General features: G+C 61.4%; 27 protein-coding genes, 4 tRNA genes and 1 riboswitch. Of the genes, 8 read left to right on the forward strand and 23 right to left on the reverse strand.

The genetic code is table 11. The features are described from left to right. Position 1 precedes the first annotated feature (1 nt). From ACP7B3_RS05000 to ACP7B3_RS05030, 7 genes are all read right to left on the reverse strand, one after another. Entirely contained in the window at positions 2 to 1,285 is a 1,284-nt protein-coding gene (locus ACP7B3_RS05000) for a hypothetical protein (protein ID WP_426178235.1), read from the reverse strand. A gap of 104 nt (positions 1,286 to 1,389) precedes the next feature. Further along, entirely contained in the window at positions 1,390 to 2,340 is a 951-nt protein-coding gene (locus ACP7B3_RS05005) for a hypothetical protein (protein WP_426178237.1), read from the reverse strand. A gap of 89 nt (positions 2,341 to 2,429) precedes the next feature. Then, positions 2,430 to 3,425 carry a hypothetical protein gene (locus ACP7B3_RS05010; protein WP_426178239.1) on the reverse strand — a complete coding sequence of 332 codons (996 nt, stop codon included), beginning with the start codon at positions 3,423 to 3,425 and terminating at the stop codon, positions 2,430 to 2,432. A gap of 364 nt (positions 3,426 to 3,789) precedes the next feature. Then, positions 3,790 to 4,749 (reverse strand): tRNA dihydrouridine synthase, encoded by a 960-nt coding sequence (locus ACP7B3_RS05015; RefSeq protein WP_145166116.1) that lies wholly within the window; start codon positions 4,747 to 4,749, stop codon positions 3,790 to 3,792. Positions 4,750 to 4,804: 55 nt separating this feature from the next. Next, positions 4,805 to 5,239: an acyl-CoA thioesterase gene (locus ACP7B3_RS05020; protein WP_106576673.1), complete on the reverse strand. Its 435-nt coding sequence runs from the start codon at positions 5,237 to 5,239 to the stop codon at positions 4,805 to 4,807. Between the two features lie 38 nt (positions 5,240 to 5,277). Continuing rightward, complete coding sequence (locus tag ACP7B3_RS05025) at positions 5,278 to 6,111, reverse strand: alpha/beta hydrolase (protein WP_242195227.1); 834 nt, start codon at positions 6,109 to 6,111, stop codon at positions 5,278 to 5,280. Between the two features lie 15 nt (positions 6,112 to 6,126). Continuing rightward, positions 6,127 to 6,666, reverse strand: coding sequence for a TetR/AcrR family transcriptional regulator (locus ACP7B3_RS05030; RefSeq protein ID WP_083357717.1), 540 nt, complete (start codon positions 6,664 to 6,666; stop codon positions 6,127 to 6,129). A 268-nt stretch (positions 6,667 to 6,934) separates the two neighbouring features. On the opposite strand from ACP7B3_RS05030, the gene ACP7B3_RS05035 reads away from it, so the two are divergent. Continuing rightward, complete coding sequence (locus ACP7B3_RS05035; protein WP_416362993.1) at positions 6,935 to 7,300, forward strand: hypothetical protein; 366 nt, start codon at positions 6,935 to 6,937, stop codon at positions 7,298 to 7,300. Between the two features lie 90 nt (positions 7,301 to 7,390). Here ACP7B3_RS05035 and ACP7B3_RS05040 read toward each other — a convergent pair. The 6 genes from ACP7B3_RS05040 to uvrB form a co-directional block, all read right to left on the reverse strand. Then, positions 7,391 to 7,466: transfer RNA gene (locus tag ACP7B3_RS05040), tRNA-Glu, on the reverse strand. Between the two features lie 79 nt (positions 7,467 to 7,545). Beyond that, positions 7,546 to 7,621: transfer RNA gene (locus ACP7B3_RS05045), tRNA-Ala, on the reverse strand. A 50-nt stretch (positions 7,622 to 7,671) separates the two neighbouring features. Beyond that, positions 7,672 to 7,747, reverse strand: a tRNA-Glu gene (locus ACP7B3_RS05050). A 78-nt stretch (positions 7,748 to 7,825) separates the two neighbouring features. After that, positions 7,826 to 7,901 (reverse strand) — tRNA-Ala (locus tag ACP7B3_RS05055). 147 nt (positions 7,902 to 8,048) lie between these two features. Beyond that, positions 8,049 to 9,530 carry a glutamate--tRNA ligase gene (gene gltX, locus ACP7B3_RS05060; RefSeq protein WP_053128828.1) on the reverse strand — a complete coding sequence of 494 codons (1,482 nt, stop codon included), beginning with the start codon at positions 9,528 to 9,530 and terminating at the stop codon, positions 8,049 to 8,051. A gap of 186 nt (positions 9,531 to 9,716) precedes the next feature. Next, on the reverse strand, positions 9,717 to 11,732 hold the full coding sequence (gene uvrB / locus ACP7B3_RS05065) for an excinuclease ABC subunit UvrB (RefSeq protein ID WP_124418047.1): 2,016 nt from the start codon (positions 11,730 to 11,732) through the stop codon (positions 9,717 to 9,719). Between the two features lie 343 nt (positions 11,733 to 12,075). On the opposite strand from uvrB, the gene ACP7B3_RS05070 reads away from it, so the two are divergent. Beyond that, positions 12,076 to 13,272 (forward strand): amino acid aminotransferase, encoded by a 1,197-nt coding sequence (locus ACP7B3_RS05070; RefSeq protein WP_262210388.1) that lies wholly within the window; start codon positions 12,076 to 12,078, stop codon positions 13,270 to 13,272. Between the two features lie 332 nt (positions 13,273 to 13,604). After that, positions 13,605 to 13,814, forward strand: coding sequence for a hypothetical protein (locus tag ACP7B3_RS05075; RefSeq protein WP_078738148.1), 210 nt, complete (start codon positions 13,605 to 13,607; stop codon positions 13,812 to 13,814). A 109-nt stretch (positions 13,815 to 13,923) separates the two neighbouring features. Here ACP7B3_RS05075 and ptrR read toward each other — a convergent pair whose 3' ends face one another. Beyond that, positions 13,924 to 14,796: a putrescine utilization regulator PtrR gene (ptrR, locus tag ACP7B3_RS05080; RefSeq protein WP_404483756.1), complete on the reverse strand. Its 873-nt coding sequence runs from the start codon at positions 14,794 to 14,796 to the stop codon at positions 13,924 to 13,926. Positions 14,797 to 14,898: 102 nt separating this feature from the next. Here ptrR and ACP7B3_RS05085 point away from each other — a divergent pair, with 102 nt between their 5' ends. Next, positions 14,899 to 16,290: an aldehyde dehydrogenase family protein gene (locus ACP7B3_RS05085; protein ID WP_426178244.1), complete on the forward strand. Its 1,392-nt coding sequence runs from the start codon at positions 14,899 to 14,901 to the stop codon at positions 16,288 to 16,290. A gap of 383 nt (positions 16,291 to 16,673) precedes the next feature. Here the strand turns inward: ACP7B3_RS05085 and ACP7B3_RS05090 are convergent, their stop codons facing one another. Genes ACP7B3_RS05090 through ACP7B3_RS05100 form a run of 3 tightly spaced genes read right to left on the reverse strand, consistent with a single transcriptional unit; the run spans position 16,674 to position 19,600 of the window. Then, on the reverse strand, positions 16,674 to 17,693 hold the full coding sequence (locus ACP7B3_RS05090; protein ID WP_426178246.1) for a sensor histidine kinase: 1,020 nt from the start codon (positions 17,691 to 17,693) through the stop codon (positions 16,674 to 16,676). A 9-nt stretch (positions 17,694 to 17,702) separates the two neighbouring features. Further along, on the reverse strand, positions 17,703 to 19,169 hold the full coding sequence (locus ACP7B3_RS05095) for an RAD55 family ATPase (RefSeq protein ID WP_426178248.1): 1,467 nt from the start codon (positions 19,167 to 19,169) through the stop codon (positions 17,703 to 17,705). Further along, complete coding sequence (locus tag ACP7B3_RS05100; RefSeq protein WP_256676531.1) at positions 19,166 to 19,600, reverse strand: hypothetical protein; 435 nt, start codon at positions 19,598 to 19,600, stop codon at positions 19,166 to 19,168. Before ACP7B3_RS05100 ends, ACP7B3_RS05095 begins: the two co-directional genes overlap by 4 nt. Before the next feature lie 112 nt (positions 19,601 to 19,712). Next, a riboswitch (cobalamin riboswitch) is annotated at positions 19,713 to 19,905 on the forward strand. 116 nt (positions 19,906 to 20,021) lie between these two features. Here ACP7B3_RS05100 and ACP7B3_RS05105 point away from each other — a divergent pair. Genes ACP7B3_RS05105 through ACP7B3_RS05115 form a run of 3 tightly spaced genes read left to right on the forward strand, consistent with a single transcriptional unit; the run spans position 20,022 to position 22,794 of the window. Then, positions 20,022 to 21,032 carry an ABC transporter substrate-binding protein gene (locus tag ACP7B3_RS05105; RefSeq protein WP_426178250.1) on the forward strand — a complete coding sequence of 337 codons (1,011 nt, stop codon included), beginning with the start codon at positions 20,022 to 20,024 and terminating at the stop codon, positions 21,030 to 21,032. Next, complete coding sequence (locus ACP7B3_RS05110; protein ID WP_119742591.1) at positions 21,029 to 22,033, forward strand: FecCD family ABC transporter permease; 1,005 nt, start codon at positions 21,029 to 21,031, stop codon at positions 22,031 to 22,033. Before ACP7B3_RS05105 ends, ACP7B3_RS05110 begins: the two co-directional genes overlap by 4 nt. After that, positions 22,030 to 22,794 carry an ABC transporter ATP-binding protein gene (locus ACP7B3_RS05115; RefSeq protein WP_426178253.1) on the forward strand — a complete coding sequence of 255 codons (765 nt, stop codon included), beginning with the start codon at positions 22,030 to 22,032 and terminating at the stop codon, positions 22,792 to 22,794. Before ACP7B3_RS05110 ends, ACP7B3_RS05115 begins: the two co-directional genes overlap by 4 nt. Positions 22,795 to 23,089: 295 nt before the next feature. Here the strand turns inward: ACP7B3_RS05115 and ACP7B3_RS05120 are convergent, their stop codons facing one another. The 4 genes from ACP7B3_RS05120 to ACP7B3_RS05135 form a co-directional block, all read right to left on the reverse strand. Then, positions 23,090 to 23,587, reverse strand: a complete 498-nt coding sequence (locus ACP7B3_RS05120; RefSeq protein WP_426178255.1) for a GNAT family N-acetyltransferase — start codon at positions 23,585 to 23,587, stop codon at positions 23,090 to 23,092. Next, on the reverse strand, positions 23,584 to 23,808 hold the full coding sequence (locus ACP7B3_RS05125) for a hypothetical protein (protein ID WP_145166000.1): 225 nt from the start codon (positions 23,806 to 23,808) through the stop codon (positions 23,584 to 23,586). The genes ACP7B3_RS05120 and ACP7B3_RS05125 overlap by 4 nt, the downstream gene beginning before the upstream one ends. Before the next feature lie 109 nt (positions 23,809 to 23,917). Further along, positions 23,918 to 24,385: a DUF1203 domain-containing protein gene (locus tag ACP7B3_RS05130; RefSeq protein WP_426178257.1), complete on the reverse strand. Its 468-nt coding sequence runs from the start codon at positions 24,383 to 24,385 to the stop codon at positions 23,918 to 23,920. A 94-nt stretch (positions 24,386 to 24,479) separates the two neighbouring features. Further along, positions 24,480 to 24,935 (reverse strand): GNAT family N-acetyltransferase, encoded by a 456-nt coding sequence (locus ACP7B3_RS05135; protein ID WP_426178259.1) that lies wholly within the window; start codon positions 24,933 to 24,935, stop codon positions 24,480 to 24,482. 127 nt (positions 24,936 to 25,062) lie between these two features. Here ACP7B3_RS05135 and ACP7B3_RS05140 point away from each other — a divergent pair, with 127 nt between their 5' ends. Then, positions 25,063 to 25,521, forward strand: a complete 459-nt coding sequence (locus ACP7B3_RS05140; protein ID WP_426178261.1) for a hypothetical protein — start codon at positions 25,063 to 25,065, stop codon at positions 25,519 to 25,521. Here the strand turns inward: ACP7B3_RS05140 and ACP7B3_RS05145 are convergent. Both ACP7B3_RS05145 and tspO read right to left on the reverse strand, forming a co-directional pair. Beyond that, a complete protein-coding gene (locus ACP7B3_RS05145) occupies positions 25,460 to 26,437 on the reverse strand; it encodes an alpha/beta hydrolase (RefSeq protein ID WP_426178263.1) in 978 nt (325 codons plus the stop codon). The two genes, ACP7B3_RS05140 and ACP7B3_RS05145, sit on opposite strands and share 62 nt — an antisense overlap. Next, the gene (tspO, locus tag ACP7B3_RS05150; RefSeq protein WP_426178265.1) at positions 26,437 to 26,877 is read right to left on the reverse strand and encodes a tryptophan-rich sensory protein TspO; all 441 of its coding nucleotides are present in this window, start codon (positions 26,875 to 26,877) and stop codon (positions 26,437 to 26,439) included. The genes ACP7B3_RS05145 and tspO overlap by 1 nt, the downstream gene beginning before the upstream one ends. Positions 26,878 to 26,904 lie beyond the last annotated feature (27 nt).

The raw sequence follows: 26,904 nt of genomic DNA on the forward strand, positions 1-26,904 counted from the left end.
CTTACACCAGCTTCAATGCGCGAAACCCGCCGTTCATCCATCGCGATGACGCCAGGTCCTGCTTTCGCCCATAGAAATCCAGCGCGCCATTGATGACCGCGACCGAGTGGCCGGTGTCTGCCAGCGTGCCGACCGCGCCGCGGGCCAGTTCTTCAACCGTGCTTTCACGTATATAGGCGTACAACCCAAGCCGCCGGAGCGCCTCCCCCGGGTACTCGCCGTCGTTGAGGGTGTGCAGGGCCGTTGCATAACTCTGCCCGGCGCGCATGTCGTTATTTTCCAGGTGCGCGCGCTTGGCACTGACCGCGTACAAGAAGTTGGCGTAGTTGATCAACTGCGTATTGCTGCCGTGGAAGTTTGACGCGACGATGGCCTGGCGCAGCTCATCATGGGTCACCGTCAGCGTGAAGGAGTCCCTCATGACCACCTCAAAACCGTCGGCGGTGACTTGGATGCGCTTATAGATCCCCTGGGGGTCCTGCCAGAACCGGATGATCGCCGCCTTGATCGCCGACACCGTGACGCAATTGCCTTCCACGCCCTGATAAAAACCACCCCAGATCTGTTCGGGCGTCATGCCGGACACGACATCGGACACCTGCCGGGCGTTGTCGGGTGCCGCCGGCTTGTCGTCGAACAACACGTACCCGTAACCCTGCCTGGTCTGGCGCCGCTCGTCGTAATAATGGCTTACGCCGTCCATCACCAGCGCCGAGCCAAAGTTGTGGGTCTCCATGACCCCTACCGCGCCCTTTGCCTGCATGGCACTTGACGGCACGTACTGGCACAGGCCGAACAGGCCCAAGCCCTGCAAACATCGCTGGACGGTCTCGCCCTCCAGTGTTTTTGCCAGCGCGGCTTCAAACGTCGGGTAATTGCCGGTCAGTTGCTTGCGCTTTACGAACGCTGCGAACACAAAGTTGGCATCCTTGACTGCCCCGCTATCGTCGCCACTGAACCTCGAAGCCTGCGTCGCCTGCGCCAACTCCTGGCGAGACAACTGAACCTTGAACTCGTCCTTCATGGTGATGTGATAGCCATCGCCCGTGGCAGTCAGCGCATTGAACATGCCAGCCGGGTGCTGCCCGAAGGTTGTCATCATCAGTTTGATGACGGCTGCGTGGGTGCTGGTGTCAAAGTGCTCGCCAAACTCCCCCCGCGCCGCATTGAATGCACGGATGATATGCGCAGGTTTTTCCCCCGCACGTTTTGACGAAAACACCGAAGCCGCGTCGTCGTACCCGTTGGCCGGCGAGCCTGGGCCATTACTTGCTGTGATATTCATTCACTGATTTCCTGAGACTTACCGAAGCAATAACCTGCAAAACACAATCGGGGCGGGGCGGCGTTGCGATGGGTTGAGCCGCCCGCATCGCCTGTGGTCGCCCCTTAGAAAAGGGCTATCGCCTGACCGCGGGCAGGCGTGGCGCCCCTGCGCCCCCACAACTCTTCGCGGCCGTTGATCACCGCCACCGAATGCCCGGTGCGATTGCACATGCCCAATTGCCCACGGGCGAGTTCCCGCACAGAGACCGTTTTCATGTGCTTGCGCAGCCCCAGCCGCATGAACCCCTCCCCTGGCCCACGCTCATCCTCACCGTTGTTCAGGCTGCGAATCGCCGCCTGATAACTTCTGCCCGCCGTGTAATCGTTGTTTTCCATCTGTGCACGCTTGGCACTGACCGCAAACAGAAATTGCGCATCCTTGAGCATGCCCTTGTCCTGCCCTCTGAACCTGGCGCCTCGCGCACCTTCGGCCAATTCACGGTCAGTCAGCGTGAGCTGAAAGTCATCGCGCATCACCACTCGATAACCGCCGCTGAGGCGGGTGACTTGTTGGTAGATATCCGTGGGGCTTTGACCAAATCGGTGCATCGCCGCCTTGATCGCCGACACCGTCACGCAGTTGCCGTCGGGGCCTTGGCGAAACCCACTCCAGATGTTGTCCGGCTTCGCACCGCCGCGCTTGTTTGAAAGGCACGCGAGCGCGGCTTCGGAATTGGGCCTGGGAGTGACCGGCTCGTGCACTACCGACGGATTGACCGGTGGCGTGGGTATAACGGGGACTAACTTATCTTTGGTGGCCGACAACGCCCTCAGTATCTGAGTCAATAAAGAACTCAACAGCACCGCAAACGACTGCACCGCATCACGTTCATTAACGCCGCGCACCCGACGTGCTGAACCGTTGATAGATGGCCGACAAACAGTTGCAGCAGTCTTTCTTTCAATCACGCTCAAGTGAACATCCGCTGCATGATTGGCACTTGTTAAATCACTATTGATCACCTGCCTGACATCGATGACACGCGCGATATTATTAATTAAACAGTTAGACATATTCCCCTCCATTGAGCAGGCGCCTCTTTGCAACTTATAGCCACAGAGGCGCCTGCACGCTTCAAGAAGTTAAACCAAGTGTGGGACTATCAGGCCTTGAACATTGGCTTGGTATTTAACCGCCAGTTTCTTGGATCAAAATAATCTTCAACCGGGCCTGGGCTGGTTAAGTCCGGAACCGGTGTATCAGGCAAGGGCTTTGGGGCGATGTCCGGCACCACGGAGGGCGTTGGCTCCGGCGTAACCACCGGCGTGACGATGCCTGGCACCGCATGTGTGTGGTCTGGCTTGATCTCGGTCTTTGGCGCAGGCGGCACGCCAGGCTTGGTGTCCGACTCGACCTCAGGCGTGACGGTGCCGGGTACCTCAGGGGTGTGTTCTGGCGTGATATCAGCCTTCACGTCCGGTGTTACACCCGGCTTGATCCCCGGTTGCGGGCTGGTTTCAGGCAATGGCGACAGATCCAGCACACGCTTCAGTCGTGGGACGTTGTTCACAACCGCCTGCGCATCCGTGCAATGGCAATGACCGGCGTTCACATTGACGTGTACGTTGGTCTTACCGTCATTCGTCACGGTAATCGCCGGCTCGGGCGCGGGCAGATGTGGCAGCGCAGCTGGCGCTTTGAGTGCAGTAGGCACTACCACCGCAGCGTCCATCAGCTGCAGCTTCGCTTGCGGCTCCGACACCTGCGGTTTCGCCGGCAAGTTGCCTACATCCGGCGAACTCGGCTGCTTGGCGACCTCGGAATTCACCGGCACCGTGCGCGCCTCAGGCTTGGCGTCTGGCACAACGCCCGGGCCGGACAGCAGCGCGGGCGTTAAATCCTTTCCGGCGACCATTTCGCGTATAGCCTTGAAAACCTGCTCGAGCATGTCAAATAACCGCGTGAGCGCAGCACCCGGAATCATCAGTTCGTTGGGCGAGAACCGGGAGTTGTCAGTGTTAAGCGGCGTGTTGGCAACACGCGCACCGGAAACCTGCACCTCTGTCGTTTCAGCAAACTTAGCGGATGAAATACTGTTTCGATCAAGGACAGACGCATTAACTTTCATGAACGATGGATTATTAACCGACAGCGACATTTAGCAATTCCTTATTCAACAGAGCCTGGCCGTATCAGCGGACCAGAGAAGTGAGAGTGTTAATAGCTGAAAACAACCACGTTGCTTCACAGTCCTTACTTTCGTGGAAAGTTAGGCTATCGAGTTCCGCCAATCGCAGCTCATATAAGGAAACCAATGCGCGTTATCAGACTTTGCCGCATGAACTATCGCGACAAACCGCGAGGCAAGCCGCTCTTGGCGCTAAAAAATCGTCACACCCGTTAATACACTGCAGGCATGCAACTCACCGACAAGATTAAACCGCCTGTTCGTCAATCTTTTGTGCTAGCCCACAAACGAAAAAAGGGCGCCAATGGCACCCTTTTTTAGTGAACGTGAACAATCAGGCTGCAATGGGGTGTTGCATGCCCAGCAGGTGGCTGACGTGCTTCAAATCCGTCTCGCGCCGCAAGGCGGTAAACAGCACCACTGCTTCAGGATAATTGCGCGTCAGCATCGCCAGCCATTGCTTCAACCGGCCAGGCGCCTGCTTTTCAGTCAGTTGCGCCACTGATTGGGTCCAGAACGCCTGAAGCATCGGCTGCATCTGCGCCCAGGTCATTTCCACCACCTCTTCGCCCGCCTTGGCTGCCACAATTTGGCGCGCCAGGTCAGGCCGTGCCACCAGGCCGCGACCAAGCATGATGTCTTCGACGCCGCTGATTTCACGGCAACGCTTCCAGTCTTCGACGCTCCAGATATCCCCATTGGCGAACACCGGCACCTTGACCACGTCCTGCACCCGCGGGATCCACTCCCAGTGGGCCGGCGGCTTGTAGCCGTCGGTCTTGGTACGCGCATGCACCACGATATGCGCCGCGCCGCCTTCAGCCAGCGCCGTGGCGCACACCAGCGCACCGTCCGGGCTGTCGAAGCCAAGGCGCATCTTGGCGGTCACGGGGATATGCGCGGGCACGGCACGGCGCACGTGTTCAACAATCTGATTGAGCAGCTCCGGCTCCTTGAGCAGCACGGCGCCGCCGCGCGACTTGTTGACCGTCTTGGCCGGGCAGCCGAAGTTCAGGTCAATCACCTGGGAACCCAGCTCGCACGCCAGCGCGGCGTTTTCGGCCAGGCACACCGGGTCGGAACCCAGCAATTGCACACGCAGCGGCACGCCCGCCGCGGTGTGGGCACCGTGCAGCAGTTCCGGGGCGAGCTTGTGGAAATAGGCGGGGGTCAGCAGGCGGTCGTTGACGCGGATGAACTCGGTCACGCACCAGTCAATACCGCCCACGCGGGTCAGCACATCGCGCAGGATGTTGTCGACCAACCCCTCCATGGGCGCCAAAGCAATTTGCATGGAAAACACTCAACAAAAATCGTGGCGCAGTTTACTGGGTTTCCTGCAAGAAACGTTAACCCCCTGTCAGCGCGGGACCGTAGCCGTCGAGAAATTCGGCCGGCATACGCTTGGGCTTGCCCGTGGAGAGTTCGATGCAGACAAACGTGGTATGCGCGCGCAGCAAGGTCGCGCCGTCGCGAGGACGGACCAGTTGGAAACGACGGGTCATCTTCAGGCGCTGGTCCCAGTCGACGATCCAGGTCGCCAGCTGCAGCTCATCACCTTCGTAGCCGGCCGCCAGGTAGTCGATCTCATGGCGCACCACGGCCATGGCGCGGTCGAGCCGGCGGTACTCGGTAAGGTCCAGCCCCAGGCGCTGGGAATGGCGCCAGGCGCAACGCTCCAGCCACGACACATACACCGCATTGTTGGCGTGCCCGAGGCCGTCGATGTCTTCAGCGCCAACCTGTAGATCGATGATAAATGGCGTTGCCAAGTCCCAGCCCATGCCTTGCTCCAGTCGATTGATGTCGGCGGGGCAGTGTATCAGGCCGTTTGCCGCGCCTGTAGACGGCGGCCGGCCAACAGGGCAAGCACACCCTCGATCACCCGCGGATCGGCCAGCACTTTCTGGTGCCCGCCTTGTTCCAGGCGCAACAGGCGGCTGTCGAACCAGGCCTCGTGAATAGCTTGCGAGGCTTTGACCGGGACAAAAGTGTCGTCTTCGGCGTGCACGATCAAACCGGGGATATTGAGCTGGTAGTGAGCCACGTCCAGGTGTTTGAGCGGCATGCCGAAGGTTAATTCGACTTCCTGGATAAACGCCGAGCGCGCCCGTGGCGGCAACCCGACCATGCCGGCAAAACCGCGCAGCACGTCGAGAAAGCGCGAAGGCGCCGCAATGCTCACCAGCGCCTCGGTACGCAGGCCCAGCTGAACCGCCAGCATCGCGCTGGCACCGCCCATGGAATGCCCCACTACCGCGTGCAACGGCGGCAACTCGGCGGCAGCTTCGAGCATGGCGCGGGCGAACAGCAGCACATGCGCCTCGCGCCCCGGTGAACGGCCGTGGGCCGGACCGTCGAGGGCAATCACCGAATAGCCGTCATCCACCAACGCCGTGATCAGGCTGGCGAACTGTGTGGGGCGCCCTTCCCAGCCGTGCATCAGCAGCACGGCGGGGCCCTGGCCCCAACGCAACGCCGACAGGCCGAAACGCAAGGTGATGCGCTCCGATTGCGCCAGCAGCGGCAACTCCCAGTCGCGCGGCGGCAGGTTGCGTGGCGTCATGAAGGTACGACGCAACTTGCTGGCCACCAGGTGCGGCGCCACGCGGCCGACGGTGCCATTGAAGCCTCGAATCCAGGTTAATGCGCCCATCAGGCGACTCCTTTTTCAGCGCACCGCCGATTTGGCCGCGCGCAACACGCGGTCCGACAACTCGCCCGGCCCGAGCGCGCGGGCCAAGGCCAGGCCGCCGATCATCAAGGCCATATCCGCCAGGGCTTTGTCGGTGTCCTCCGGGCTGGCAGCCAATTGCGCGGCCATCAGCTCCGTATGCTCGTTGAGTGCCTGGCGAAACTCATCCGGCAAGCGGCTCATCTCGCCCACAGTGGCGGGTATCGGGCAGGCCTGGTCCGTGGAGTCACGGTGCTTGCGCGACAGATAAAACGCCGCCACCAGGCCTCTGCGCTCCTCACCGGTGAGTTGCGCGTCCATGTCGTCAATCGACGCGCGCCGCCGGGCGAGCAACTGGGTGAAGGCCTCCAGCATCAACGCGTCCTTGCTTTCAAAGTGCGCGTAGAAGCCGCCGACCGTAAGCCCCGCCGCGCCCATGACTTCGCCGACACTCGGTTCGGCCGGGCCGCGCTGGATCAACGCCGCGCTGGCAGCCTGCAAAATGCGTTCGCGGGTTTGCGCTTTTTTATCGCTCATCGTTGCCTCCGTCTCTCATGGGTTGAATATTATTACCATAATAATATTTCGCAAGCCACCCGCATGACCGCTCGTCCGAGCAGCACAGATCACATCAAAGGAATAAACCGCCCGCCCCAGGCGTTCTTAGTGCAATGAACTGCACATCGCAGAGAACGTCATGGCCTGGCGGCAGCAAAACCAGAACTGCGCGTGGGTCGCCGCAGAAGCCCCCCCTACGTGTTCGCCAACGAATACACCGCCAACTTCAAAGGTTGAAGGCGAAGGCGTGGGCAACCAGCCGTTCGGCAAATTCTTCAACGACGCCGACGGGCATGCCGAGGCCAACTTCCTGGAGGCCCTGTGCGCCAATGACTGGGTGTTCGATGCGGGGTATCAGGAGATCGTGGTGAGCCTCAACAACTCACCGTGCCGGCAATGCTGCGTGCTGTTCAGGCAGTTCATGGAGGACATCCTGCTGCGCTTTCCAAACACACGGCTTGCGATTTCACGCTTGCCCGGCATTCGCGTCGAAATGTGCAACGTCGCACTGGAGGACGCCCAGAACAGAGGTCCGCAGGTTGATCGGCAAAAGGAACTGGCGCGCATCAACGAATCCCTGTGCACCGCCAATGGGTTACGCAGGATGCCGTAAACGGCCGCGGGAAAAACCCAAACGCCAGACAAACAAAAGGGCCATTCAATAATTGAATGACCCTTAAAAATCCCGCAGAGCGGGTAATCGTGGCGTCCCCTAGGGGACTCGAACCCCTGTTACCGCCGTGAAAGGGCGGTGTCCTAGGCCACTAGACGAAGGGGACACAAACCTTCTATACAACTGACCAGCGCTGAGAGCTGATCGATTCAAGGACGGTGTGGCCAGACCTTGAACCTGTAAATTGGTGGAGCTAAACGGGATCGAACCGTTGACCTCTTGCATGCCATGCAAGCGCTCTCCCAGCTGAGCTATAGCCCCGGATTTTTCGCCTCGCGGCGCAGCAGACCTTTCGAGCTGCTTGTTGAAACTGGCGTCCCCTAGGGGACTCGAACCCCTGTTACCGCCGTGAAAGGGCGGTGTCCTAGGCCACTAGACGAAGGGGACAAAACCTTCTGTACATCTGATCAGCGCTGAGAACTGATCAATTCAAGGACGGTGTGGCCAGACCTTGAACCTGTAAATTGGTGGAGCTAAACGGGATCGAACCGTTGACCTCTTGCATGCCATGCAAGCGCTCTCCCAGCTGAGCTATAGCCCCTCATCGGTGAGGACGGGGCGAATCTTAATGGCGGTTTGGAAACGTGTCAAATTTATTTTCAACTATTTCCAAAATTTTTTGCCGGGATAACAATCACTTACCGACGAAACCCCGGAAAACCGGGGTTTCGTCGTTACAACAGCCGACTTAAGCGATAGCGCCCAGCAGCTTTTCCCACTCTTTGTTTTCTTTCTTCGACACACCACCAAGCAAATCAAGGGCTTGGCGCAGACGGAAACGCGTCAGGTCCGGGCCGAGGATTTCCATCGCATCCAGTACCGACACCGAACTGGCCTGCCCGGTAATCGCGGCAAACATCAGTGGCATGGCATCGCGCAGTTTCAGCTCAAGGGACTCGACCACCGCCTGAATCGTCGCAGTGATTGCATCCTTCTCCCACTGACGCAGGCTTTCGAGCTTCCACAGGATCAACTGCATCAGCTGGCGAACCTGATCGCCCGAGAGTTTCTTGGACTCGAACAGCTTGGCATCCGGGTTCACGCCACCGGCAAAGAAGAAGCTGGCCAATGGAGCCACCTGGCTGAACGTCTCCACCCTGCCCTGCACCAACGGCGCGATCTTCATCATGTACTCGGGGTTCAGCGCCCATTGCTGCACGCGGCTGGCGAACTCTTCCACCGGCAGGTCGCGCAGCCATTGGCCGTTGAGCCATGACAGCTTCTCGATATCGAAAATCGGCCCGCCCAGGGATACGCGCGACAGGTCGAAGTTATCGACCATTTCCTGCAGAGAGAACTTCTCACGCTCGTCCGGCATCGACCAGCCCATGCGGCCCAGGTAGTTGAGCATCGCTTCGGGCATAAAGCCCATGCGCTCGTAGAACGTCACCGAGGTCGGGTTCTTGCGCTTGGACAGCTTGCTCTTGTCCGGGTTACGCAGCAGCGGCATGTAGCACAACTGCGGCTGTTCCCAGCCGAAGTATTCGTAGAGCAGGATCAGTTTGGGCGCCGACGGCAGCCATTCTTCGCCGCGCAGCACGTGGGTGATGCCCATCAGGTGGTCGTCGACCACGTTGGCCAGGAAGTACGTCGGCAGGCCGTCGGTCTTCATCAGCACCTGCATGTCCATGCGGTCCCACGGAATCTCGACGTCACCGCGCAGCATGTCCGGCACCACGCACACGCCTTCGCTCGGCACTTTCATGCGAATCACGTGAGGTTCACCGGCAGCCAGGCGCTGGGCCACTTCTTCTTTGGATAGCAGCAGCGCACGGCCGTCGTAACGCGGGGTTTCGCCACGGGCCTGTTGCTCGGCACGCATCTGGTCCAGCTCTTCGGCCGTGCAGAAGCACGGGAACGCATGGCCCATGTCGACCAATTGCTGGGTGTACTGTTTGTAGATGTCGCTGCGCTCGCTCTGGCGATACGGGCCGTGCGGGCCACCGACGTCCGGGCCTTCGGCCCAGGTGATGCCCAACCAGCGCAAGGCATCAAAAATCTGCTGTTCCGACTCACGGGTCGAACGCAGTTGATCGGTGTCTTCGATCCGCAGGATGAATTCACCGCCGTGCTGCTTGGCAAAGCAGTAGTTGAACAGGGCGATGTAAGCAGTGCCGACGTGGGGATCCCCAGTAGGCGATGGCGCAATGCGCGTGCGGACGGTGGTCATGGCAGGTCTCGAATGGGCGATATAACTGAAAATTGAAACAAGGGGCGAATGGTAACAGCCTGGGGGATTTCTGGAAAACCGAGGCGCGGCCATCGGGGGCAAGCCCCCTCCCACATTTGACGGCGTTCACACGCCAACGTGTGGGAGGGGGCTTGCCCCCGATGAGGCCCGCTCATTCACCGCAAATCAAACAGCCAACAACCGCTCGCGCAACTTGCCGATCTCATCGCGCATCTGCGCCGCCGCTTCAAACTCAAGATCGCGCGCCAGCTGGTACATCTTCTCTTCCAACTGCCGGATACGCTTGGTGATCTCACTCGGCGAGCGCAATTCATTCTCGTACTTGGCGCTTTCTTCGGCGGCCTTGGCCATGCCTTTGCGCTTCTTGCTGCGCGAGCCCGGCACGGTGGCGCCTTCCATGATGTCGGCGACGTCCTTGAACACGCCTTTGGGGATAATGCCATTCTCCAGGTTGAAGGCGATCTGCTTGTCACGGCGGCGTTCGGTCTCGCCAATCGCGCGCTCCATGGAGCCGGTGATACGGTCCGCGTACAGAATCGCCCGGCCATTGAGGTTACGCGCCGCCCGGCCGATGGTCTGGATCAGCGAGCGCTCGGAGCGCAGGAAGCCTTCCTTGTCGGCGTCCAGAATCGCCACCAGCGACACCTCCGGCATGTCCAACCCTTCACGCAACAGGTTGATGCCCACCAGCACATCAAAGGTGCCCAGACGCAGGTCGCGGATAATCTCGACGCGCTCCACGGTGTCGATGTCCGAGTGCAAATAGCGCACGCGCACGCCGTGGTCGGCCAGGTAGTCGGTCAAGTCTTCGGACATGCGCTTGGTCAGCGTGGTGACCAGCACCCGCTCCTCCAGGGCCACGCGCTTGGTGATTTCCGAGAGCAAGTCATCGACCTGGGTCAGCGCCGGGCGGATTTCGATTTGCGGGTCGACAAGACCGGTCGGGCGCACCAGTTGCTCAATCACGCGGCCCGCATGTTCGGCTTCGTAGTTACCCGGTGTGGCCGAGACGAAAATCGTCTGCGGGCTGATACTTTCAAACTCGTCGAAACGCATCGGCCGGTTGTCCAGTGCCGACGGCAGGCGAAAACCGTATTCCACCAGGGTTTCCTTACGCGAGCGGTCACCTTTGTACATCGCGCCCACCTGCGGCACGCTGACGTGGGATTCGTCGATCACCAGCAAGGCGTCGTCCGGCAGGTAATCGAACAAGGTGGGCGGCGCCTGCCCGGATTCGCGACCCGAGAGGTAGCGCGAGTAATTTTCGATGCCGTTGCAGTAACCCAGCTCCAGGATCATTTCCAGGTCGAACCGCGTGCGCTGCTCCAGGCGCTGGGCTTCCACCAGCTTGTTGTTGGCGCGCAGGTAGTCCAGGCGCTCGACCAGCTCGGCCTTAATGCCCTCGATCGCGCCCATCAGCGTTTCGCGCGGCGTTACGTAGTGGCTTTTCGGGTAGAAGGTGAAGCGTGGCAGCTTGCGAATCACCTCGCCGGTCAACGGGTCGAAGGCCGACAGGCTCTCGACTTCGTCGTCGAACAGCTCGATGCGGATGGCTTCGAGGTCGGATTCGGCCGGGTAGATGTCGATCACATCGCCGCGCACACGGAAGGTGGCGCGGGCGAAATCCATGTCATTGCGGGTGTACTGCAAGCTCGTCAGGCGCCGCAGCAGCTCGCGCTGGTCGAGTTTGTCGCCGCGATCAACGTGCAGCACCATCTTCAAATAGGTTTCGGGGCTGCCCAGGCCGTAGATGCACGACACCGTGGTGACGATGATCGCGTCTTTGCGTTCCAGCAGCGCCTTGGTCGCCGACAACCGCATCTGCTCGATGTGGTCGTTGATCGACGCGTCCTTCTCGATGAAGGTGTCAGAGGATGGCACGTAGGCTTCGGGCTGGTAGTAATCGTAGTAGGAAACGAAGTATTCCACCGCGTTGTTCGGGAAAAACGCCTTGAACTCGCCATACAGCTGGGCGGCCAGGGTTTTGTTCGGCGCCAGCACCAGGGTCGGGCGATTGGTCTGCGCAATCACATTGGCAATGCTGAAGGTCTTGCCTGAACCGGTCACCCCAAGCAGCGTCTGGTGCGCCAGGCCGGCTTCAATGCCTTCAACCATCAGGCGAATGGCTTCGGGTTGATCGCCGGCGGGTTCAAAGCGGGTGACGAGCTGGAAATCCGACATAACGTACCTCGTGTAGTCACCCCAGACTCGAAACCGCCAGGGACGAAAAAGCTCAGCAACCCGCGAATAGTCAACGCAGGTTGCAGGAAAAAACCATGATAGCTGTAGAAGTGGAGGCAAATGTGACGGGTTTCAAGGCAATCGTCCTACCTGCTGTCGCCGCCCCACGTTGCAATAAGACTAACGGTCGGCAAATAAACCGAAAAACTTGGCCGAAAAGCCGTTTCGGTTGTCGCCCTGAGCCTGGATGGCCTCTATACTAGCTCCCCGTTTGTGCACCGCTCTAGTGCATTCGGCTGGAGCGCGACACGTCCCTCCATTCCCCCATAGAGCTGCCGCAAAAATGAGCCTGTTCTCCGCTGTCGAAATGGCACCACGCGATCCAATCCTGGGCCTCAACGAAGCATTCAACGCCGACACACGAACCACCAAGGTCAACCTTGGCGTGGGCGTTTACTGCAACGAGGAGGGGAAGATTCCACTCTTGCGTGCCGTTGCCGAAGCGGAAGCCATTCGCGTGGCGCAACACGCCGCCCGTGGCTACTTGCCGATCGACGGTATCGTTGCCTACGACCAGGCCGTGCAAAAGCTGCTGTTCGGCGCCGACTCGCCCCTGCTGAGCGCTGGCCGTGTGATCACCGCGCAAGCCGTCGGCGGCACCGGCGCGCTGAAGATCGGCGCAGACTTCCTCAAGCAACTGCTGCCCAACGCCGTGGTTGCCATCAGCGACCCTAGCTGGGAAAACCACCAGGCGCTGTTCGAAAAAGCCGGCTTCCCGGTGCAAACCTACCGCTATTACGACGCCGCCACCCACGACGTCAACCGCGCCGGCCTGCTCGAAGACCTCAACGCCCTGCCGCCACAGTCCATCGTGGTGCTGCATGCCTGCTGCCACAACCCGACCGGCGTCGACCTGAGCCCGGCCGACTGGCAAAACGTGCTGGACGTGATCAAGGCGAAAAACCTCGTACCGTTCCTCGACATGGCCTACCAGGGCTTTGGCGACGGCATTCACGAAGATGCCGCCGCCGTGCGCCTGTTCGCTGAGTCGGGCCTGACCTTCTTTGTGTCCAGCTCGTTCTCCAAATCGTTCTCGCTGTACGGCGAACGCGTGGGTGCGCTGTCGATCGTCAGCGAATCCAAGGAAGAAAGCGCGCGCATCCTGTCCCAGGTCAAACGCGTGATCCGCACCAACTACTCCAACCCGCCGACCCACGGCGCGGCGATTGTGGCGGCGGTGCTGAACAACCCTGAGCTGCGTGCCCAGTGGGAAGCAGAACTGGCCGAAATGCGCCTGCGCATCCGCGGCATGCGTGAGCAGATGGTGGCTGAACTGGCCAAGGCTGCCCCGGGTCACGACTTCAGCTTCGTCGGCCGCCAGCGTGGGATGTTCTCCTACTCCGGCCTGACCGTGGAGCAAGTCACCCGCCTGCGTACCGAGTTTGGTATCTACGCGCTCGACACTGGCCGCATTTGCGTAGCGGCGCTGAACCAGTCGAACATTGGTGCAGTGACCCAGGCGATTGTTCAGGTGCTGTAAACCTGCAACGGTTGCGACAAAGGGGAAGCCATTCAATGGCTTCCCCTTTTTTGTAGCCAACGCGCCTCCCGTGGCAAACAGGCCTCCTATGGCCCGCAGGCTTCCCATGGCCAGCAGGCCTCCCGTGGCGAGCGGGCTTGCCCCGCGTTGGGCTGCGAAGCAGCCCCATAAAGCCCCCCCGTGAACTTACTGAAAGAACCCGATGCCTGAACAAGGGGCCGCGACGCCCCCCCAACGCGAGGCAAGCCCGCTTGCCACAGGAAGAAAACCTCGCTGCCTGCCGCGACCAGCCCTAGACTGAACCCCAACTGCCCCTTTGCTGTGAGAGCCCTATGAGAAACGACGACCTGGACCTGCGCGCCGACCGCGACGAACTGCATGACTTCACCCCGCGCGCGCCGCAAGCCAAGCGCCAGAAAAGCCTGGTGCTGCAAGTGGCACTGGGTGTGTTCCTCGGTGGCCTGGCCCTTTGGTTGGTACAACTGGGCGCCACGGCCATCATGGCAAAACTCGCCATGGGCACCCTGCAATTTGGCGGTTGAAAACACGATGAACAGGTGGGAGCCGGCTTGCCTGCGATGACGTCAGTCCAGCCTGCACGGCCTTGGCTGATACACCGCTATCGCAGGCAAGCCAGCTCCCACATTAGATCTAAGTGGCTACCAGACCACGCTCCTCCAACAGCTTCACAAAACTGTTCAAACTCTGCGACACCGTGCCCCGGCGCCAGATCAGCCAGGTATTGAGGAGGCGGAACGCGTCGCTCAGCGGCCACACACTCACCGCCGTAAACCCCGGCATGCTCTCCAGCATGCTGCGCGGCATCAGTGCCAGGCCGGCCCCGGCACTGACGCAGGCGAGCATGCCGTGATAAGACTCCATTTCAAAGATCTTGCCCGGCACCGCGCCATCCTGTGAGAACCAGCGCTCGAAGTGGTGGCGATACGAGCAGTTCGAGCGAAACGTGTAGATGCTCTCCCCCGCCACATCCTGCCCGCGCGTGATCGGCGCATGGTGCAGCGGCGCAATGACCACCATCTCCTCCTCAAACACCGGCACGCCTTCCAGCGTGGCATGCAGCACTGGTCCGTCGACAAACGCGGCCGCCAGGCGCCCCGACAACACGCCCTCGATCATCGTGCCGGACGGCCCGGTGCTCAGGTCCAGCTCGACCTTGGCGTGTTTCTGGTTATACGCCGCAAGCAACGCCGGAATGCGCACCGCCGCCGTGCTCTCCAGCGAACCCAGCGCAAACGCGCCCTGGGGCTCCTCCCCCGCCACCGTGGCGCGGGCTTCTTGCACCAGATCAAGAATGCGCCGCGTGTAGCCGAGGAAATTCCACCCGGCCGGCGACAGGCGCAGGCGACTCTTCTCACGGATAAACAACTCCACGCCCAGGTCCTGCTCCAGTTGCTTGATACGCGTGGTCAGGTTCGACGGCACGCGATGAATCAACTGCGCGGCGGCGCTGATGCTGCCTTGCTCGGCAACGGCCTTGAAGATTTCCAGCTGCACCAGGTCCAAGTCATTCTCCAATCGTGAATGTATTGCTTAATATTATTCAGTTTCCAGAAAACATGCAGCCCCGTAGGCTGAACCCATCCACTCATTCAGCCGGACGGTGCCATGAACGCTATCTCTCACCAGACTCACGCCTTGTCGATCAACCCCGCCACTGGCGAAACAGTCGGCAGCTACCCTTACGAAACCGAGGCGCAGTTGGACGCGGCGCTTAACCGCGCCACGGATGCCTTCCAAAGCTGGCGCCTTCAACCGGCGAGCCAGCGCGCCGAATTGCTGCTGGCCCTGGCCGGTGCCTTGCGTGACCAGGCCGAAGACATGGCGCAGATGATTACCCTGGAAATGGGCAAACCCATCGCCCAGGCCCGTGCCGAAATCGAAAAATGCGCGCAACTCAGCCAATGGTATGCCGCCCACGGCCCGGCCATGCTCGCCCCGGAACCCACGCTGGTGGACAACGGCAGCGCCCAGATCGAATACCGCCCACTGGGCCCGATCCTCGCCGTCATGCCGTGGAACTTCCCGGTCTGGCAAGTGCTGCGCGGCGCCGTGCCGACCCTGCTCGCCGGCAACACCTACGTGCTCAAACATGCACCCAACGTGATGGGCAGCGCCTACCTGATGAAGGCGGCGTTTCAAAAAGCCGGTTTCGCCGATGGCCTGTTTGAAGTGGTCAACGTGACCAACGACGGCGTGTCCAAGGCCATCGCCGACCCACGCATCGCCGCGGTCACCCTCACCGGCAGCGTCCGCGCCGGCGCCGCCATCGGCTCCCAGGCCGGCGCCGCGCTGAAGAAATGCGTGCTGGAACTGGGCGGCTCCGACCCGTTCATCGTGCTCAACGACGCCGACCTCGACGCCGCCGTCCAGGCCGCCGTGATCGGGCGTTTCCAGAACAGCGGCCAAGTCTGCGCTGCCGCCAAGCGCCTGATCATCGAAGAAGGCGTAGTGCAAGCCTTTACCGCCAAATTCCTCGCTGCCAGCCGCGCCTTGGTGATGGGCGACCCAACCGAAACCAGCACTTACGTCGGCCCAATGGCCCGCTTCGACCTGCGCGACGAACTGCACGGCCAAGTCCAGGCCACGCTGGAAGAAGGCGCAACCCTACTGCTGGGCGGCAACAAAGTTGCCGGCGCCGGCAACTACTACGAACCGACCGTGCTGGCCGACGTCACCGACCAGATGACCTCGTTCAAACAGGAACTGTTCGGCCCCGTGGCCTCGATCATCACCGCCCGGGATGCCGACCACGCGATAGCGCTGGCCAATGACAGCGAATTCGGCCTGACGGCGAGCGTCTTCACCACCGACGCGGTGAAGGCACGGGATATCACCAACCAGCTGGAAACTGGCGCAGTATTCGTCAACGCGTTCAGCGTGTCCGACCCGCGCGTAGCGTTTGGTGGAGTGAAAAAGAGTGGGTTCGGGCGGGAGTTGTCGCACTTTGGCGTGCGTGAATTCTGCAATGCACAGACCGTGTGGCTGGATCGCAAATAAAACAGGCAACACCCTTCAGCTGTGGGAGCGGGCTTGCTCGCGAAGGCGGTGTATCAGTTGGCAAATTTGTCGACTGACAGACTGCATTCGCGAGCAAGCCCGCTCCCACCTTTGATTTGCGGTGTAGATGGGTGTGCGTGAATTCTGCAACGCGCAGACCGTGTGGCTGGATCGCAAATAAAACAGGCAACACCCTTCAACTGTGGGAGCGGGCTTGCTCGCGAAGGCGGTGTATCAGTTGGCAAATTTGTCGACTGACAGACTGCATTCGCGAGCAAGCCCGCTCCCACTCAAGCCAGCTCCCACTTTTGATTTGCGGTGTTTGTGGCCGTGCGTGAATTCTGCAACGCGTAGCCCCTGTGGCTGGATCGCAAATACGCGAGTCAGTCGCTCAACAACGGCAGCGTCACCACAAACTCACTGCCCTTGCCCTTGCCCTCGCTTTTGGCGGTGACCTTGCCGCCATGTGCTTCAACCAGCTCGCGCACCACCGTGAGCCCGATCCCCAGGCCCGAGCCGTTGAAGCCGATGGCGTGTTCATCCTGCACGTAAGGGTCAAAGATCAGCGGCAGCGCCTTGGCCGAAACGCCAATACCGTTGTCACAAATGCTGATCCGCAGCGCGTCCGTCGCGGTCACAGCCAGCACAATCGAGCCGCCAACCGGCGTGTACTTGGCTGCGTTGGCCAGCAGGTTATGCAGAATCTGCGCAAGGCGCCCAGGGTCTCCGCTCACCATCACTTGGCCGTCAGGCAGGTGGGCCTCAAATTGCTGCTTCTTCGCCCGCATCACCGGGCCGCAGGCATCAATGGCACTTCTGAGGATTTGCAGGATGTCCACATCGCGTCGTTCGATGCGCAGCTTGCCCGTGCTGACGCGGGACACATCCAGCAAGTCGTCGACCAACTGTGAAATATGCTGCACCTGACTTTCAATCAGCTCACGCATGCGCGGCAACTGGTCGCTGGGCAGGCGAACCATGCGCTCGGCGATCATGCTGATTGGCGTCAATGGATTGCGCAGCTCATGCGCCACCATCGCCAGGATGCTTTTCTGCTGGCCCAGCGCGCGCTCGGCCGTGGCCTGCAAGTCTTGTGCACTGAGCGCCGCGATTACCAGTTGCGCATTCGCCTCGCGAAGCTCCTGGTAAAGGCGTTGTTCCTCCAGGGGCGGCGGGGTTGCGGCGCCCGACTGCGCAAGGAGGATCGCCAGCACCAGCTGCTGATTGGCCTCGATCACCTGCTCGACGTGCTGGGTATCCACCAGACGGCTGCTGGCGTCAGTCAATTGCTGCTGCAGGGCGGCCAGCACTGTACGCGCCTCAACGGTTTTTTGGCCAATGAGGAACAGTTCGTGAGCCGCCGTGGTCAGCTCACTGTCAGGCTTGCCGTCGCCGCCACTCACGAGTCGGGCTCACACATGTTTGGTTTCCGCCGAAGCTTGCCGGGTCGGTCGGCCGCCCAACAGCCCCTCCTGCTCCGGCAGCATGTCGCGAATCTGCAGGCCGTTATCGTCGATGTGGTACTGGCGCAGTTGGTCGGAGTGGGCGCTGGCACGCACCTTGACCACGGCCATGATGCGCAGCAACCGGCTTTGTACTTCGATATAGCGCTGCACGATGATCGCGTCGGTCAGAAACGCCGTGCCATAAGGGCTGAAGCGCAGGTCGGTGTAACGGTCTTCGAGCTCCGAGGTCATCAACACGCTGACCCCAACGGCGGTCAGCGCCGTGACCATGCGTGACAGCGACTCGCGAAAATCCGCACGGAAGGTAGGCGCCAACGCGAGCTCAAAGCCTGACAGCGAGTCAATCACCACACGGGTGGCTTTCAACCGGCTGATTTCACTGAGCAGCAGTTGCACGATTTCGTCGATGGACAGGTCCGGCGCGCGGCTGTCCACCAGGCTGACTTTCCCGCTCTTGATCAACTCGGCCAACTGAGGGTTCTGCGAATGGTTGGGCCGTTGCTCGAACGCCGCAATCACCCCGGTTTCGCCGTTGCGCGCGCCTTCAGCCAGAAAGGTCGCCGCCAGGATGCTCTTGCCCGAGCCCGACGGGCCGGCCACCAATAGCGAATAACCACGAGGCAGGCCGCCGCCGAGCATCTCATCAAGCGCCGGCACGCCCATTTTCAGGCGGGTGATCGGGAACGTCGACGGCGCTTCAACCAAACGGTTGACGGCGGCCGGCGGGAACACCTTGACCCCCGAGGTGGCAATACGAAAGGTGTGCAGCCCCGGCAAGGTCGGTTGGCCGCGCATCTTCATGATTTCCATCTTGCGCACCATCGAATTGCGCTCAACGCTCTGGCGCAGCCAGATCAGGCCATCGGCCACGGTGAAAATCGGATTAGTGTCCGTCTCGGTGAAATATTCGCCGATCAGGAAGGTGGTCGCCTGCCACGTGGTCATCAACATGCCCAACTGCTGGATGAACTGCGGCAGGTTGTTGTTCGGGTTGTGCTGCGTCTGACTGGCCAGCACCACGGAGCGGAAGGAATCGACAAACACCAGCGACGGCGAATGCGCCTCGACCTCGCTGACAATGCGCCGCAATACCTCGTCCAGGTCGCCCGCCAGGGTGTCGTCGGCCAGGTTGATATAACGAATCGACCGGTTGATGGCGGCGTCGTCGAAAAAATCGAATTGCTGCTGATAGCGCAGCATCTTCAGCGGCGGCTCACCGAGCACGGTAAAGAACAGCGCCGGACGCTCCGGCGTGGCCAGCGCAAACATCATCTGGTGCGCGAGGGTGGTTTTGCCGCAGCCTGGCGGGCCGGCGATCAGGTTGAACGAAAACTCCGGCAGGCCACCGCCCAGTACCTCGTCCAGTCCTGGCACACCCGTGGCCAGACGGTTGATAGTCACTTTGGTGCTCATGGCGAAATTTCCTGCGAAGAGGTGTCGCTCGAAGAAGGCTGCCACACGCCAACCAGCAGACGTGCGGTGAGTGAAGGCCCGATCAGCGTGGTCAGAAGCTCGTAGAGGGTAGTCAGCAACACCTCACCGAAAAACAGCGCATCGGTTTCGTTCTGCTCGACGAGTACGGATTTGAGGGCAATCAAGTCCATCGCGGCCGGCACACTGTCATAGGTGGCGGCCAGGCGTGGATGGGTCGAGACGCACAGATGGAAGCTGCGACGGTACAGCGCGGCAACGCCTTGCTGGCCGATGACGGGCGCCAGTGCTGCGCCCACATCCTGCAAAATCGAAACAACCGCCGCGGCGATGCTTGCAGTGTCAGCCTGCGGACCAACACGGTGCGCCAGAGAAGCTACGATCCGGCGGCTCTCTTCGCTAAGCGTGGGCATGTCTGACTAATATCTGATGAACAGAGACTGATGGTACACCCTATATCCGCAGATAGAGACCCCCGGCGGCCTGCCAATTGCGCGTGGACAGGCTCCCCCTTGCGGGCATGATCGACTACCATACCGCGCCGGTTCCCACACGGGACTAATAGGGAATCCGAAGCGCGTTCATTGCGCCAATCGGAACTGCCCCCGCAACTGTAGGTGCTGAGCCTGCTCCACATCGCCACTGGGCATTGCCCGGGAAGGCCGGAGCGTGGCGACGACGCATCAGTCAGGAGACCTGCCGGCCCAGCAAAATCACTAACCGGCGGGGTGTCCGGGAAGTACCTCCGCGCCCTGCGATGCCCGCAGCGCTCCAGGGTGTATTTCCGAGCCGTACCTCCCCAGTTCCACGTAAGGTTCACCCGGAGATTGCCCGATGTTGCCACGCGTTACCGCCCTGATCACCGCCCTGGGCTTTTGTGCCCTGGCCCAAGCGGCGCCCACTCACTACCCGCTGACGGTGCAGAACTGCGGCAGCACCCTGACCTTTGAGCAGGCGCCTGCGCGCACGGTGACCATCGGCCAGGCCGCCACCGAGATGCTTTACGCCTTGGGCGTGGGCGACAAAGTGGTCGGCACCTCGCTGTGGTTCAACAACGTATTGCCGCAATTCAAGGCGCAGAACGACGCCATTGAGCGCCTGGCCAACAACGAACCCAGCTTCGAAGCGGTGATCGCCAAGCGCCCGCAACTGGTGGCGGCCGAGCTGGAATGGGTGGTGGGCCCGCAAGGCGTGGTCGGCACCCGCGAGCAGTTTCACGAGCTGAAGATCCCCACCTACCTGCTGCCCTCCGACTGCGAAGCCAAGGACAACCTGGTGGGCGCCGACGGCACGCGGCTGGAGCCGTTTCGCGTCGAGACCGTCTATAAAAGCATCAGCCAACTGGCCGAGATTTTCGACGTACAGGCGCGCGGCCAACAATTGAACGACGAGCTCAAGGCGCGCCTGGCCAAATCCATTGCCACCGCCCACAGCAAAGGCCTCAAGCAGGCCAGCGCATTGGTGTGGTTCTCCAGCTCGGAAATGGCCAGCGACCCGTACGTGGCCGGCCACAAGGGCGTGCCCGAATTCATGCTCCAAACCCTGGGCCTGCACAATGTGGTGCAGTCCGATGACGAGTGGCCCGCCGTCGGCTGGGAGACCATCGCCAAGGCCAACCCGACCTTTCTGGTGATCGCGCGCATGGACCGCCGCCGCTACCCGGCCGACGACCATGAAAAGAAACTCGCCTTCCTGCGCAGCGACCCGGTGACCCGCAACATGGACGCGGTGAAAAACAACCGCATCATCATCCTCGACGCTCTGGCATTGCAGGCCAGCGTGCGCACGTTCGATGGCCTGGAACAGCTGGCCGCCGCCATCGACGGCTACGACCTGCGCAAATGATGCGTACCCTTCTCGCCCTGGCGCTGCTGTTGCTCGCCGTGCTCGCCGGCGTGGCCATCGGCGAAACCGCCATCGCGCCGCAGGTGGTGTTGCAGGTGCTTGCCAACAAACTGTGGGCAGCCGGTTACGTGCTCGACCCGATCGACGAAGGCGTGGTGTGGAATTACCGCCTGACCCGCGCCCTGGTCGCCGCCGCGTGCGGTGCCGGGTTGGCCACGTGCGGGGTGATCTTGCAGTCGTTGTTGCGTAACCCGTTGGCCGATCCTTATCTGCTGGGCATCAGCGCCGGCGCCTCGACCGGCGCGGTATTGGTGGCGCTGATCGGCGTCGGCGGCGGGCTGGTTTCGCTGTCGGCAGGTGCGTTTGTCGGCGCCATGGCGGCCTTTGCGCTGGTGATTCTGCTGGCGCGCGCCAGCGGCTCGGCGAGCGGCACCGGCCAGATCATCCTCGCCGGCATCGCCGGCTCACAGCTGTTCAACGCCCTCACCGCGTTCCTGATCACCAAGTCCGCCAGCTCCGAGCAGGCACGCGGCATTATGTTCTGGCTGCTGGGCAACCTCAGCGGGGTGCGCTGGCCGTCGGTGTGGCTGGCGGTGCCGGTGACCGTCGCAGGCCTGGCGGTGTGCCTGTGGCATCGGCGTGCCCTGGATGCCTTCACCTTCGGCACCGACTCGGCGGCCTCGCTGGGCATTCCAGTGCGCCGAGTGCAGTTTGTGCTGGTGGGCTGTGCGGCGCTGGTGACGGCGGTAATGGTGTCGATTGTCGGCTCCATTGGCTTTGTCGGGCTGGTGATTCCGCATGCCGTGCGCCTGCTGGTCGGTACCGGGCATTCACGGCTGCTGCCGGCCAGCGCCTTGGGCGGCGCGCTGTTTTTGATCGCCGCCGACGTGCTCTCGCGCACGCTGATCAAGGGCCAGGTGATTCCGGTCGGCGTGGTTACCGCGCTGGTCGGCGCGCCGGTGTTTGCATTGATCCTGATCGGCCGGAGAAATGCGCGATGACGGTGCTCAGTTGCACAGGGCTGGGGTTCAAGGTGCGCGACGCCGAGTTGCTGCGCGATATCCACCTTGACGTTCAGCAGGGTGAAACCTTGGGCATTGTCGGGCCGAACGGTTCCGGCAAGTCCACCCTGCTCAAACTGCTCGCCGGTTTGCGTGCACCGGCGTCCGGTGAAGTGCTGTTGGGCGGCCAGCGCCTGGGCCGCCTATCCCGGCGCGCCATCGCGCAGCAACTGGCCGTGGTGGAACAGCAGGCTGATACCGACGATGCCATCCGCGTGTTCGACGCCGTGGCACTGGGCCGCACGCCCTGGCTGTCGGCGCTGAGCCCCTGGTCTGACGAAGACGACGCCATTGTGGGTCAGGCGCTGCACGACGTAGACGCCACCCACCTGAGCAAACGCGCGTGGCGCAGCCTTTCCGGCGGCGAACGCCAACGCGTGCACATCGCCCGCGCCCTGGCGCAACGGCCGCAGATTCTGTTGCTGGATGAGCCGACCAATCACTTGGATATCCAGCACCAACTGGCGATCTTGAAGGGCGTGCAGGCCTTGCCGGTGACCACCTTGATTGCGCTGCATGACCTTAACCAGGCGCTGACCTGTGACCGTTTGGCCGTACTGGACCGCGGGCGGCTGGTGGCGCTGGGCCCGCCACTGGAGGTGCTGACGCCGCAGCGATTGCAAGAGACATTCGGGGTACAGGCGCACTACCTGACGGACCCGTTTGACGGCGCGCAGATCCTGCGGTTGCGCTCTAACTGACTGGCTGAACGCCGTTAAAATGTGGGAGCTGGCTTGCCTGCGATAGCGGTGGGTCAGCCGACTGTTGTATCACTGACACACCGCCTTCGCGGGCAAGCCCGCTCCCACAGTTTGACCGAGTTCATCTGCCAGTGCCGCACTGCTTTGCTCTTCTGTGGGAGCTGGCTTGCCTGCGATGCAGACACCTCGGTCTATCAGGGACACACAGTTGATGCCATCGCAGGCAAGCCAGCTCCCACATTTGATTGAGTTCGGCTTCCAGAATCAGGTCGGCTGCCCGGCGTCCCTGAAGCAGCTACAGCGACCGCTGCATATGCGTCGTCCGCCAAACCGGGTCGGCCTCGACATCAACAATTTCAAACCCCTGCCGAAGCCAAAAATCAATCGCTCCAGCAAGAAACGGATGAGTATGCAGGTAAACCATCTCCACCCCCTCCCCCCGCGCCTTCGCCTCCAGCGCGCTGTACAACTCACCCGCCAACCCGAATCGGCGCAACGCCGGCGCCACAAACAGGCGCACCACCTCCACCGTCTTGAGGCCCTGGTAATTCAACTGGGAGAAGCGCCCGTCGTAGGGCACATAGCCGATGGCCGCAACAATTTGGCCATCGACGCGGGCGATCAGGAACTGGCCGTCGCCATGAACATACACCGCTTCAAACCGCGCCAGATCGTCCGGCATGCCGGCTGCGCTGAGCTTGGGGAAAAGCTCGCTGCGAGCCTCAAGGACAAAGTCCAGCACTGCTGGAATGTCGTCGCAGGTCACGTCCTGAATGACCGGTCGCTCGTTCATACAACTTTGATCTGGCTGATCCCTACCACCTGCGCCTGCTCCAGAATCTCCTCGGGCGTCGCATCCGCAGGCGGCAGGATCAACCCATTCTCCGCATCGCCAAAATGCAATTGCAGTAAATGCATCGCCGCCTCGTGCACGGGCAGTTCAGGCTGTTTGAGTTCAAACACATGGGTGCGGGGCTCGTCGTTGAAGAGGTAGTTCAGGGTGTATTCGCGCATGGTGGCATCCTTGTGATGGGAGTAAGCAACTGCATATCCTGACCTACCGATCAGGTTTCAAGTTCAACCGGGTGAGGCGCCTAACACCGCAGATGCCACTCAACCTACCTTACGCCCGCTCTATCCGCCCCGAATAACAGCCTTGCTTGGCGTTGTGAACATGGATGTAACCGACCGCTGGGTTGGCCAACATTCGCTCGATCACCGGCTCTATCTCCTGCCCCGGCGCGACATCGGCCTCCAGCAGCATGCCCTCCTCAGAAAACGCCCGAAGAGACAGCAGCCGGATTCGCATCACCTCAGGCACTTGATTCACCGCATCGTAGGCCTGCGTCGCGCCCTCTCGAACGAATATTGCGTGCGAAGCGCGGTAGGGTGAGTTCGCGGGTTGGCTGACGTGATTGAGCAACAACAGACTCTGCCCGACCTCGGCGTCCTTCATCTCTATGCGGTCAGGAAAACCTGGCTGACAGTCGACATAGCAACGCTTGATGCCACGCGAGGCGAGTTCGTCATCGGGCAACCCAAACAAGCTGGAAAAAGGTTCGGGGGCAAGCCCGGTAATTCGAAAGTTCATGATAGAGGCCTCTCAGGGTAGGCACCTATCAGGCGATACCCGCGGCATCATGCGCTATCCGATTCTTGCGCCGAGATTCACCCGCACAGGGTGCTCATGCATTGTCCCGCACGTAGCGAAGATAACCGTTGGCCGCCGCCCCCACACAAACAAATCCCGCGTGCTCATACAGCAGCCGGGCAGGGTTATCTGGGCGTACGTGCAACCCCAGTTGATTGAAGCCACTCTGTTTGGCCTTGAGCGCATAAGCGTCCAGCAGCGCCCGGCCCACCCCGTTGCGCCGGCAGGCCTCGCTGACATTGAGGGTGTACAGCTCGGCGGCGCCTTGCTCGGGCGCCCATAACGAATAGCCCGCAAACTGCCCGTCAAGCATCGCGACGGTCAGCCGGTCAAAGTTGTCTGCCCAGAGGGTGAGGTGTCGCTCAAGTTGCAGCCGCCATGCGGATTCATGCGCAGGCTCCCAACACTGGATGTAGGCTTGCTCGCCCCGGTAGATCGATGGCAGGTCGGTGACAGCGGCCGGCCTGAGTGTTACGCGTGAATCACACATTGCACCGCCCTTGATGACTGACGATCTGGACGCGTGAGATTACCTGCCTTGCTGCAAAAAAGGGATTTCATCTTCTTCGCCAACCGCTCTGCTAGCATCCGCGCCAGCCCACCACGGAGTCGCCCCTATGCTACGGATTGCAGCCTGCACCCTCCTCGCCAGCTTGTGCGCCCCACCGGTCCTGGCCGAACAACGCCTGCAGTGCGCCGACGCCAAGGTGACGATCGGCGTGGACCCAACGTTGCCCTTGCTGACCAGCGAAAGCGCTGAAGTTTTCCTGCGCGTAGAACGCGGCCCGCGTGCAACGCTGCTGCGCTACTACAGCATCGACTTCATCGGCGGCGCCTGCGACACCGACGCCAATGGCGAGCCGCGCATCGTCTACCAGGCCGTGTGCAACGGAACAGCCTGCCACACCCTGTCGAATTGGGGCCTCATCAACCCCGTGACCTTGCAAGTGCTGCTGATACCCGCCGATGACAGCCTGGAGCCCGCCACGCGCCTGCTCGGGCATCGGCCAGCGCTTACGGCTGCGCCGTTGAATGTGAGTGTGGAGGCGCATCGATTGGGGTTGGCGACGCCTTGATGCGAGCCGTGATCCACGCTCGGCTATGCAACAACACCGCCTGCGCCATCGCCACCGGAAAATGAATAAACCCGTGGGCTGATTCCGGTAGCAGGTGGGCTTCAACCTCCGCCACCTCTGCCCATCGCTCAGCGAGATGAAGCGTGTCGTCCTTGAGCGGGTCCAACTCCCCCACAAACATCAACGCTGGCGGCAACTCCGTAAGGTCGCCATACAGCGGTGACAAGGGTGGCTGGCGCCGCGCCTCATCACTCAGCCCCGGCGTGAGCATGCGCAGCGCCTCGACCATTCCCGGCCCGTCCAGCAACAATGTCTCCGGCCCCGCCGTGCGCACGCTCGGTGTGCCGGTCAAGTCATAAACCCCGTAATACAGCACCGCCCCGCTCACCCGCTTGAGCAAATCCGGCCATTGCTTCAGCGCCAGCAAGGTTGCCGCCGCCAGATGCCCACCGGCGGACTCACCCACGACAAACACCGGCAAATCAGCAAACTCGTCACTGCTGAGCAGCCAACGCGCCGCATTCAGGCAGTCTTCCATCAGCCCCTCAACCGGCGTGTCGACCGCCAGCCGATAATCCACCGACACCACCGCCACGCCACACGCCTGCACCATGCCCAGGTTCAGGTCGTCGTCCATCTGCGCATTGCCGATCACCCAGCCGCCGCCGTGGATATCCAGCACCACGCCTTTGGTTTTCCCCTCGGGCCGCAGGATGCGTACGGGCACCGAGCCGACCCTTCGGGTTTCGGCCACAGGCGCTTTCTTGAGGGCTTGGCTGACCCGCAACAGCGCCTGAATCACACGCGGCGTGACGCGGTTGCGGATTTTAAAGCGCGGCATCCAGGCAAGCTTCTTGTTGAAGTCGCGCATCTGCGCCAGCTCAGGCTCGCTGGCAGGCCACGGTGTGTAGGCCATCAGCGATTGTTCCGCAAAATCGAGAAATTCAACGCCGCCGCCACACTCAGCCACGCCAAGTAAGGGAACAGGATCAACCCGGTAATCAAGTCCAACCGCAACGCCATCACCACCAACGCCGCTACTACGAGCCACAGCAGCACGATCACCACCATTCCGGCAAAGAGGTTATGCGCGCCGAAAAACACCGGCGTCCACAGCGTGTTCAGCGCAATCTGCGCCGCCCACAAGCCCAGGGCCAATTGGCTGCCGGGGATCATCGTCAGGCGATAGCCCGCCCAGGCCAGCAGCAGATAGATGACCGTCCAGACCACCGGAAACAACCAATTGGGTGGGGTGAAGCTGGGTTTGACCAGGCTTTCGTACCACTGGCCGGGCTTGAAAATAACGCCGGTGCTGGCGGCGGCGGCGCAGGCGATGAGGAAAATCAGGAAGATCATGGGCTATCCACTCTCAGGGTTCATTTG

The sequence above is a fragment of the Pseudomonas sp. TWRC1-2 genome (genome assembly GCF_049896685.1).
In the GTDB taxonomy this organism is placed as follows: Bacteria; Pseudomonadota; Gammaproteobacteria; order Pseudomonadales; family Pseudomonadaceae; genus Aquipseudomonas.

What these genes read in the sequence shown, in the direction of transcription:
- ACP7B3_RS05000 (WP_426178235.1), bottom strand. Translation starts at nt 1,285, where the DNA reads ATGAATATCACAGCAAGTAATGGCCCAGGCTCGCCGGCCAACGGGTAC.
- ACP7B3_RS05005 (WP_426178237.1), bottom strand. Translation starts at nt 2,340, where the DNA reads ATGTCTAACTGTTTAATTAATAATATCGCGCGTGTCATCGATGTCAGG.
- ACP7B3_RS05010 (WP_426178239.1), bottom strand. Translation starts at nt 3,425, where the DNA reads ATGTCGCTGTCGGTTAATAATCCATCGTTCATGAAAGTTAATGCGTCT.
- ACP7B3_RS05015 (WP_145166116.1), bottom strand. Translation starts at nt 4,749, where the DNA reads ATGCAAATTGCTTTGGCGCCCATGGAGGGGTTGGTCGACAACATCCTG.
- ACP7B3_RS05020 (WP_106576673.1), bottom strand. Translation starts at nt 5,239, where the DNA reads ATGGGCTGGGACTTGGCAACGCCATTTATCATCGATCTACAGGTTGGC.
- ACP7B3_RS05025 (WP_242195227.1), bottom strand. Translation starts at nt 6,111, where the DNA reads ATGGGCGCATTAACCTGGATTCGAGGCTTCAATGGCACCGTCGGCCGC.
- ACP7B3_RS05030 (WP_083357717.1), bottom strand. Translation starts at nt 6,666, where the DNA reads ATGAGCGATAAAAAAGCGCAAACCCGCGAACGCATTTTGCAGGCTGCC.
- gltX (WP_053128828.1), bottom strand. Translation starts at nt 9,530, where the DNA reads ATGACCACCGTCCGCACGCGCATTGCGCCATCGCCTACTGGGGATCCC.
- uvrB (WP_124418047.1), bottom strand. Translation starts at nt 11,732, where the DNA reads ATGTCGGATTTCCAGCTCGTCACCCGCTTTGAACCCGCCGGCGATCAA.
- ACP7B3_RS05070 (WP_262210388.1), top strand. Translation starts at nt 12,076, where the DNA reads ATGAGCCTGTTCTCCGCTGTCGAAATGGCACCACGCGATCCAATCCTG.
- ACP7B3_RS05075 (WP_078738148.1), top strand. Translation starts at nt 13,605, where the DNA reads ATGAGAAACGACGACCTGGACCTGCGCGCCGACCGCGACGAACTGCAT.
- ACP7B3_RS05085 (WP_426178244.1), top strand. Translation starts at nt 14,899, where the DNA reads ATGAACGCTATCTCTCACCAGACTCACGCCTTGTCGATCAACCCCGCC.
- ACP7B3_RS05095 (WP_426178248.1), bottom strand. Translation starts at nt 19,169, where the DNA reads ATGAGCACCAAAGTGACTATCAACCGTCTGGCCACGGGTGTGCCAGGA.
- ACP7B3_RS05100 (WP_256676531.1), bottom strand. Translation starts at nt 19,600, where the DNA reads ATGCCCACGCTTAGCGAAGAGAGCCGCCGGATCGTAGCTTCTCTGGCG.
- ACP7B3_RS05105 (WP_426178250.1), top strand. Translation starts at nt 20,022, where the DNA reads ATGTTGCCACGCGTTACCGCCCTGATCACCGCCCTGGGCTTTTGTGCC.
- ACP7B3_RS05110 (WP_119742591.1), top strand. Translation starts at nt 21,029, where the DNA reads ATGATGCGTACCCTTCTCGCCCTGGCGCTGCTGTTGCTCGCCGTGCTC.
- ACP7B3_RS05115 (WP_426178253.1), top strand. Translation starts at nt 22,030, where the DNA reads ATGACGGTGCTCAGTTGCACAGGGCTGGGGTTCAAGGTGCGCGACGCC.
- ACP7B3_RS05120 (WP_426178255.1), bottom strand. Translation starts at nt 23,587, where the DNA reads ATGAACGAGCGACCGGTCATTCAGGACGTGACCTGCGACGACATTCCA.
- ACP7B3_RS05125 (WP_145166000.1), bottom strand. Translation starts at nt 23,808, where the DNA reads ATGCGCGAATACACCCTGAACTACCTCTTCAACGACGAGCCCCGCACC.
- ACP7B3_RS05130 (WP_426178257.1), bottom strand. Translation starts at nt 24,385, where the DNA reads ATGAACTTTCGAATTACCGGGCTTGCCCCCGAACCTTTTTCCAGCTTG.
- ACP7B3_RS05135 (WP_426178259.1), bottom strand. Translation starts at nt 24,935, where the DNA reads ATGTGTGATTCACGCGTAACACTCAGGCCGGCCGCTGTCACCGACCTG.
- ACP7B3_RS05140 (WP_426178261.1), top strand. Translation starts at nt 25,063, where the DNA reads ATGCTACGGATTGCAGCCTGCACCCTCCTCGCCAGCTTGTGCGCCCCA.
- ACP7B3_RS05145 (WP_426178263.1), bottom strand. Translation starts at nt 26,437, where the DNA reads ATGGCCTACACACCGTGGCCTGCCAGCGAGCCTGAGCTGGCGCAGATG.
- tspO (WP_426178265.1), bottom strand. Translation starts at nt 26,877, where the DNA reads ATGATCTTCCTGATTTTCCTCATCGCCTGCGCCGCCGCCGCCAGCACC.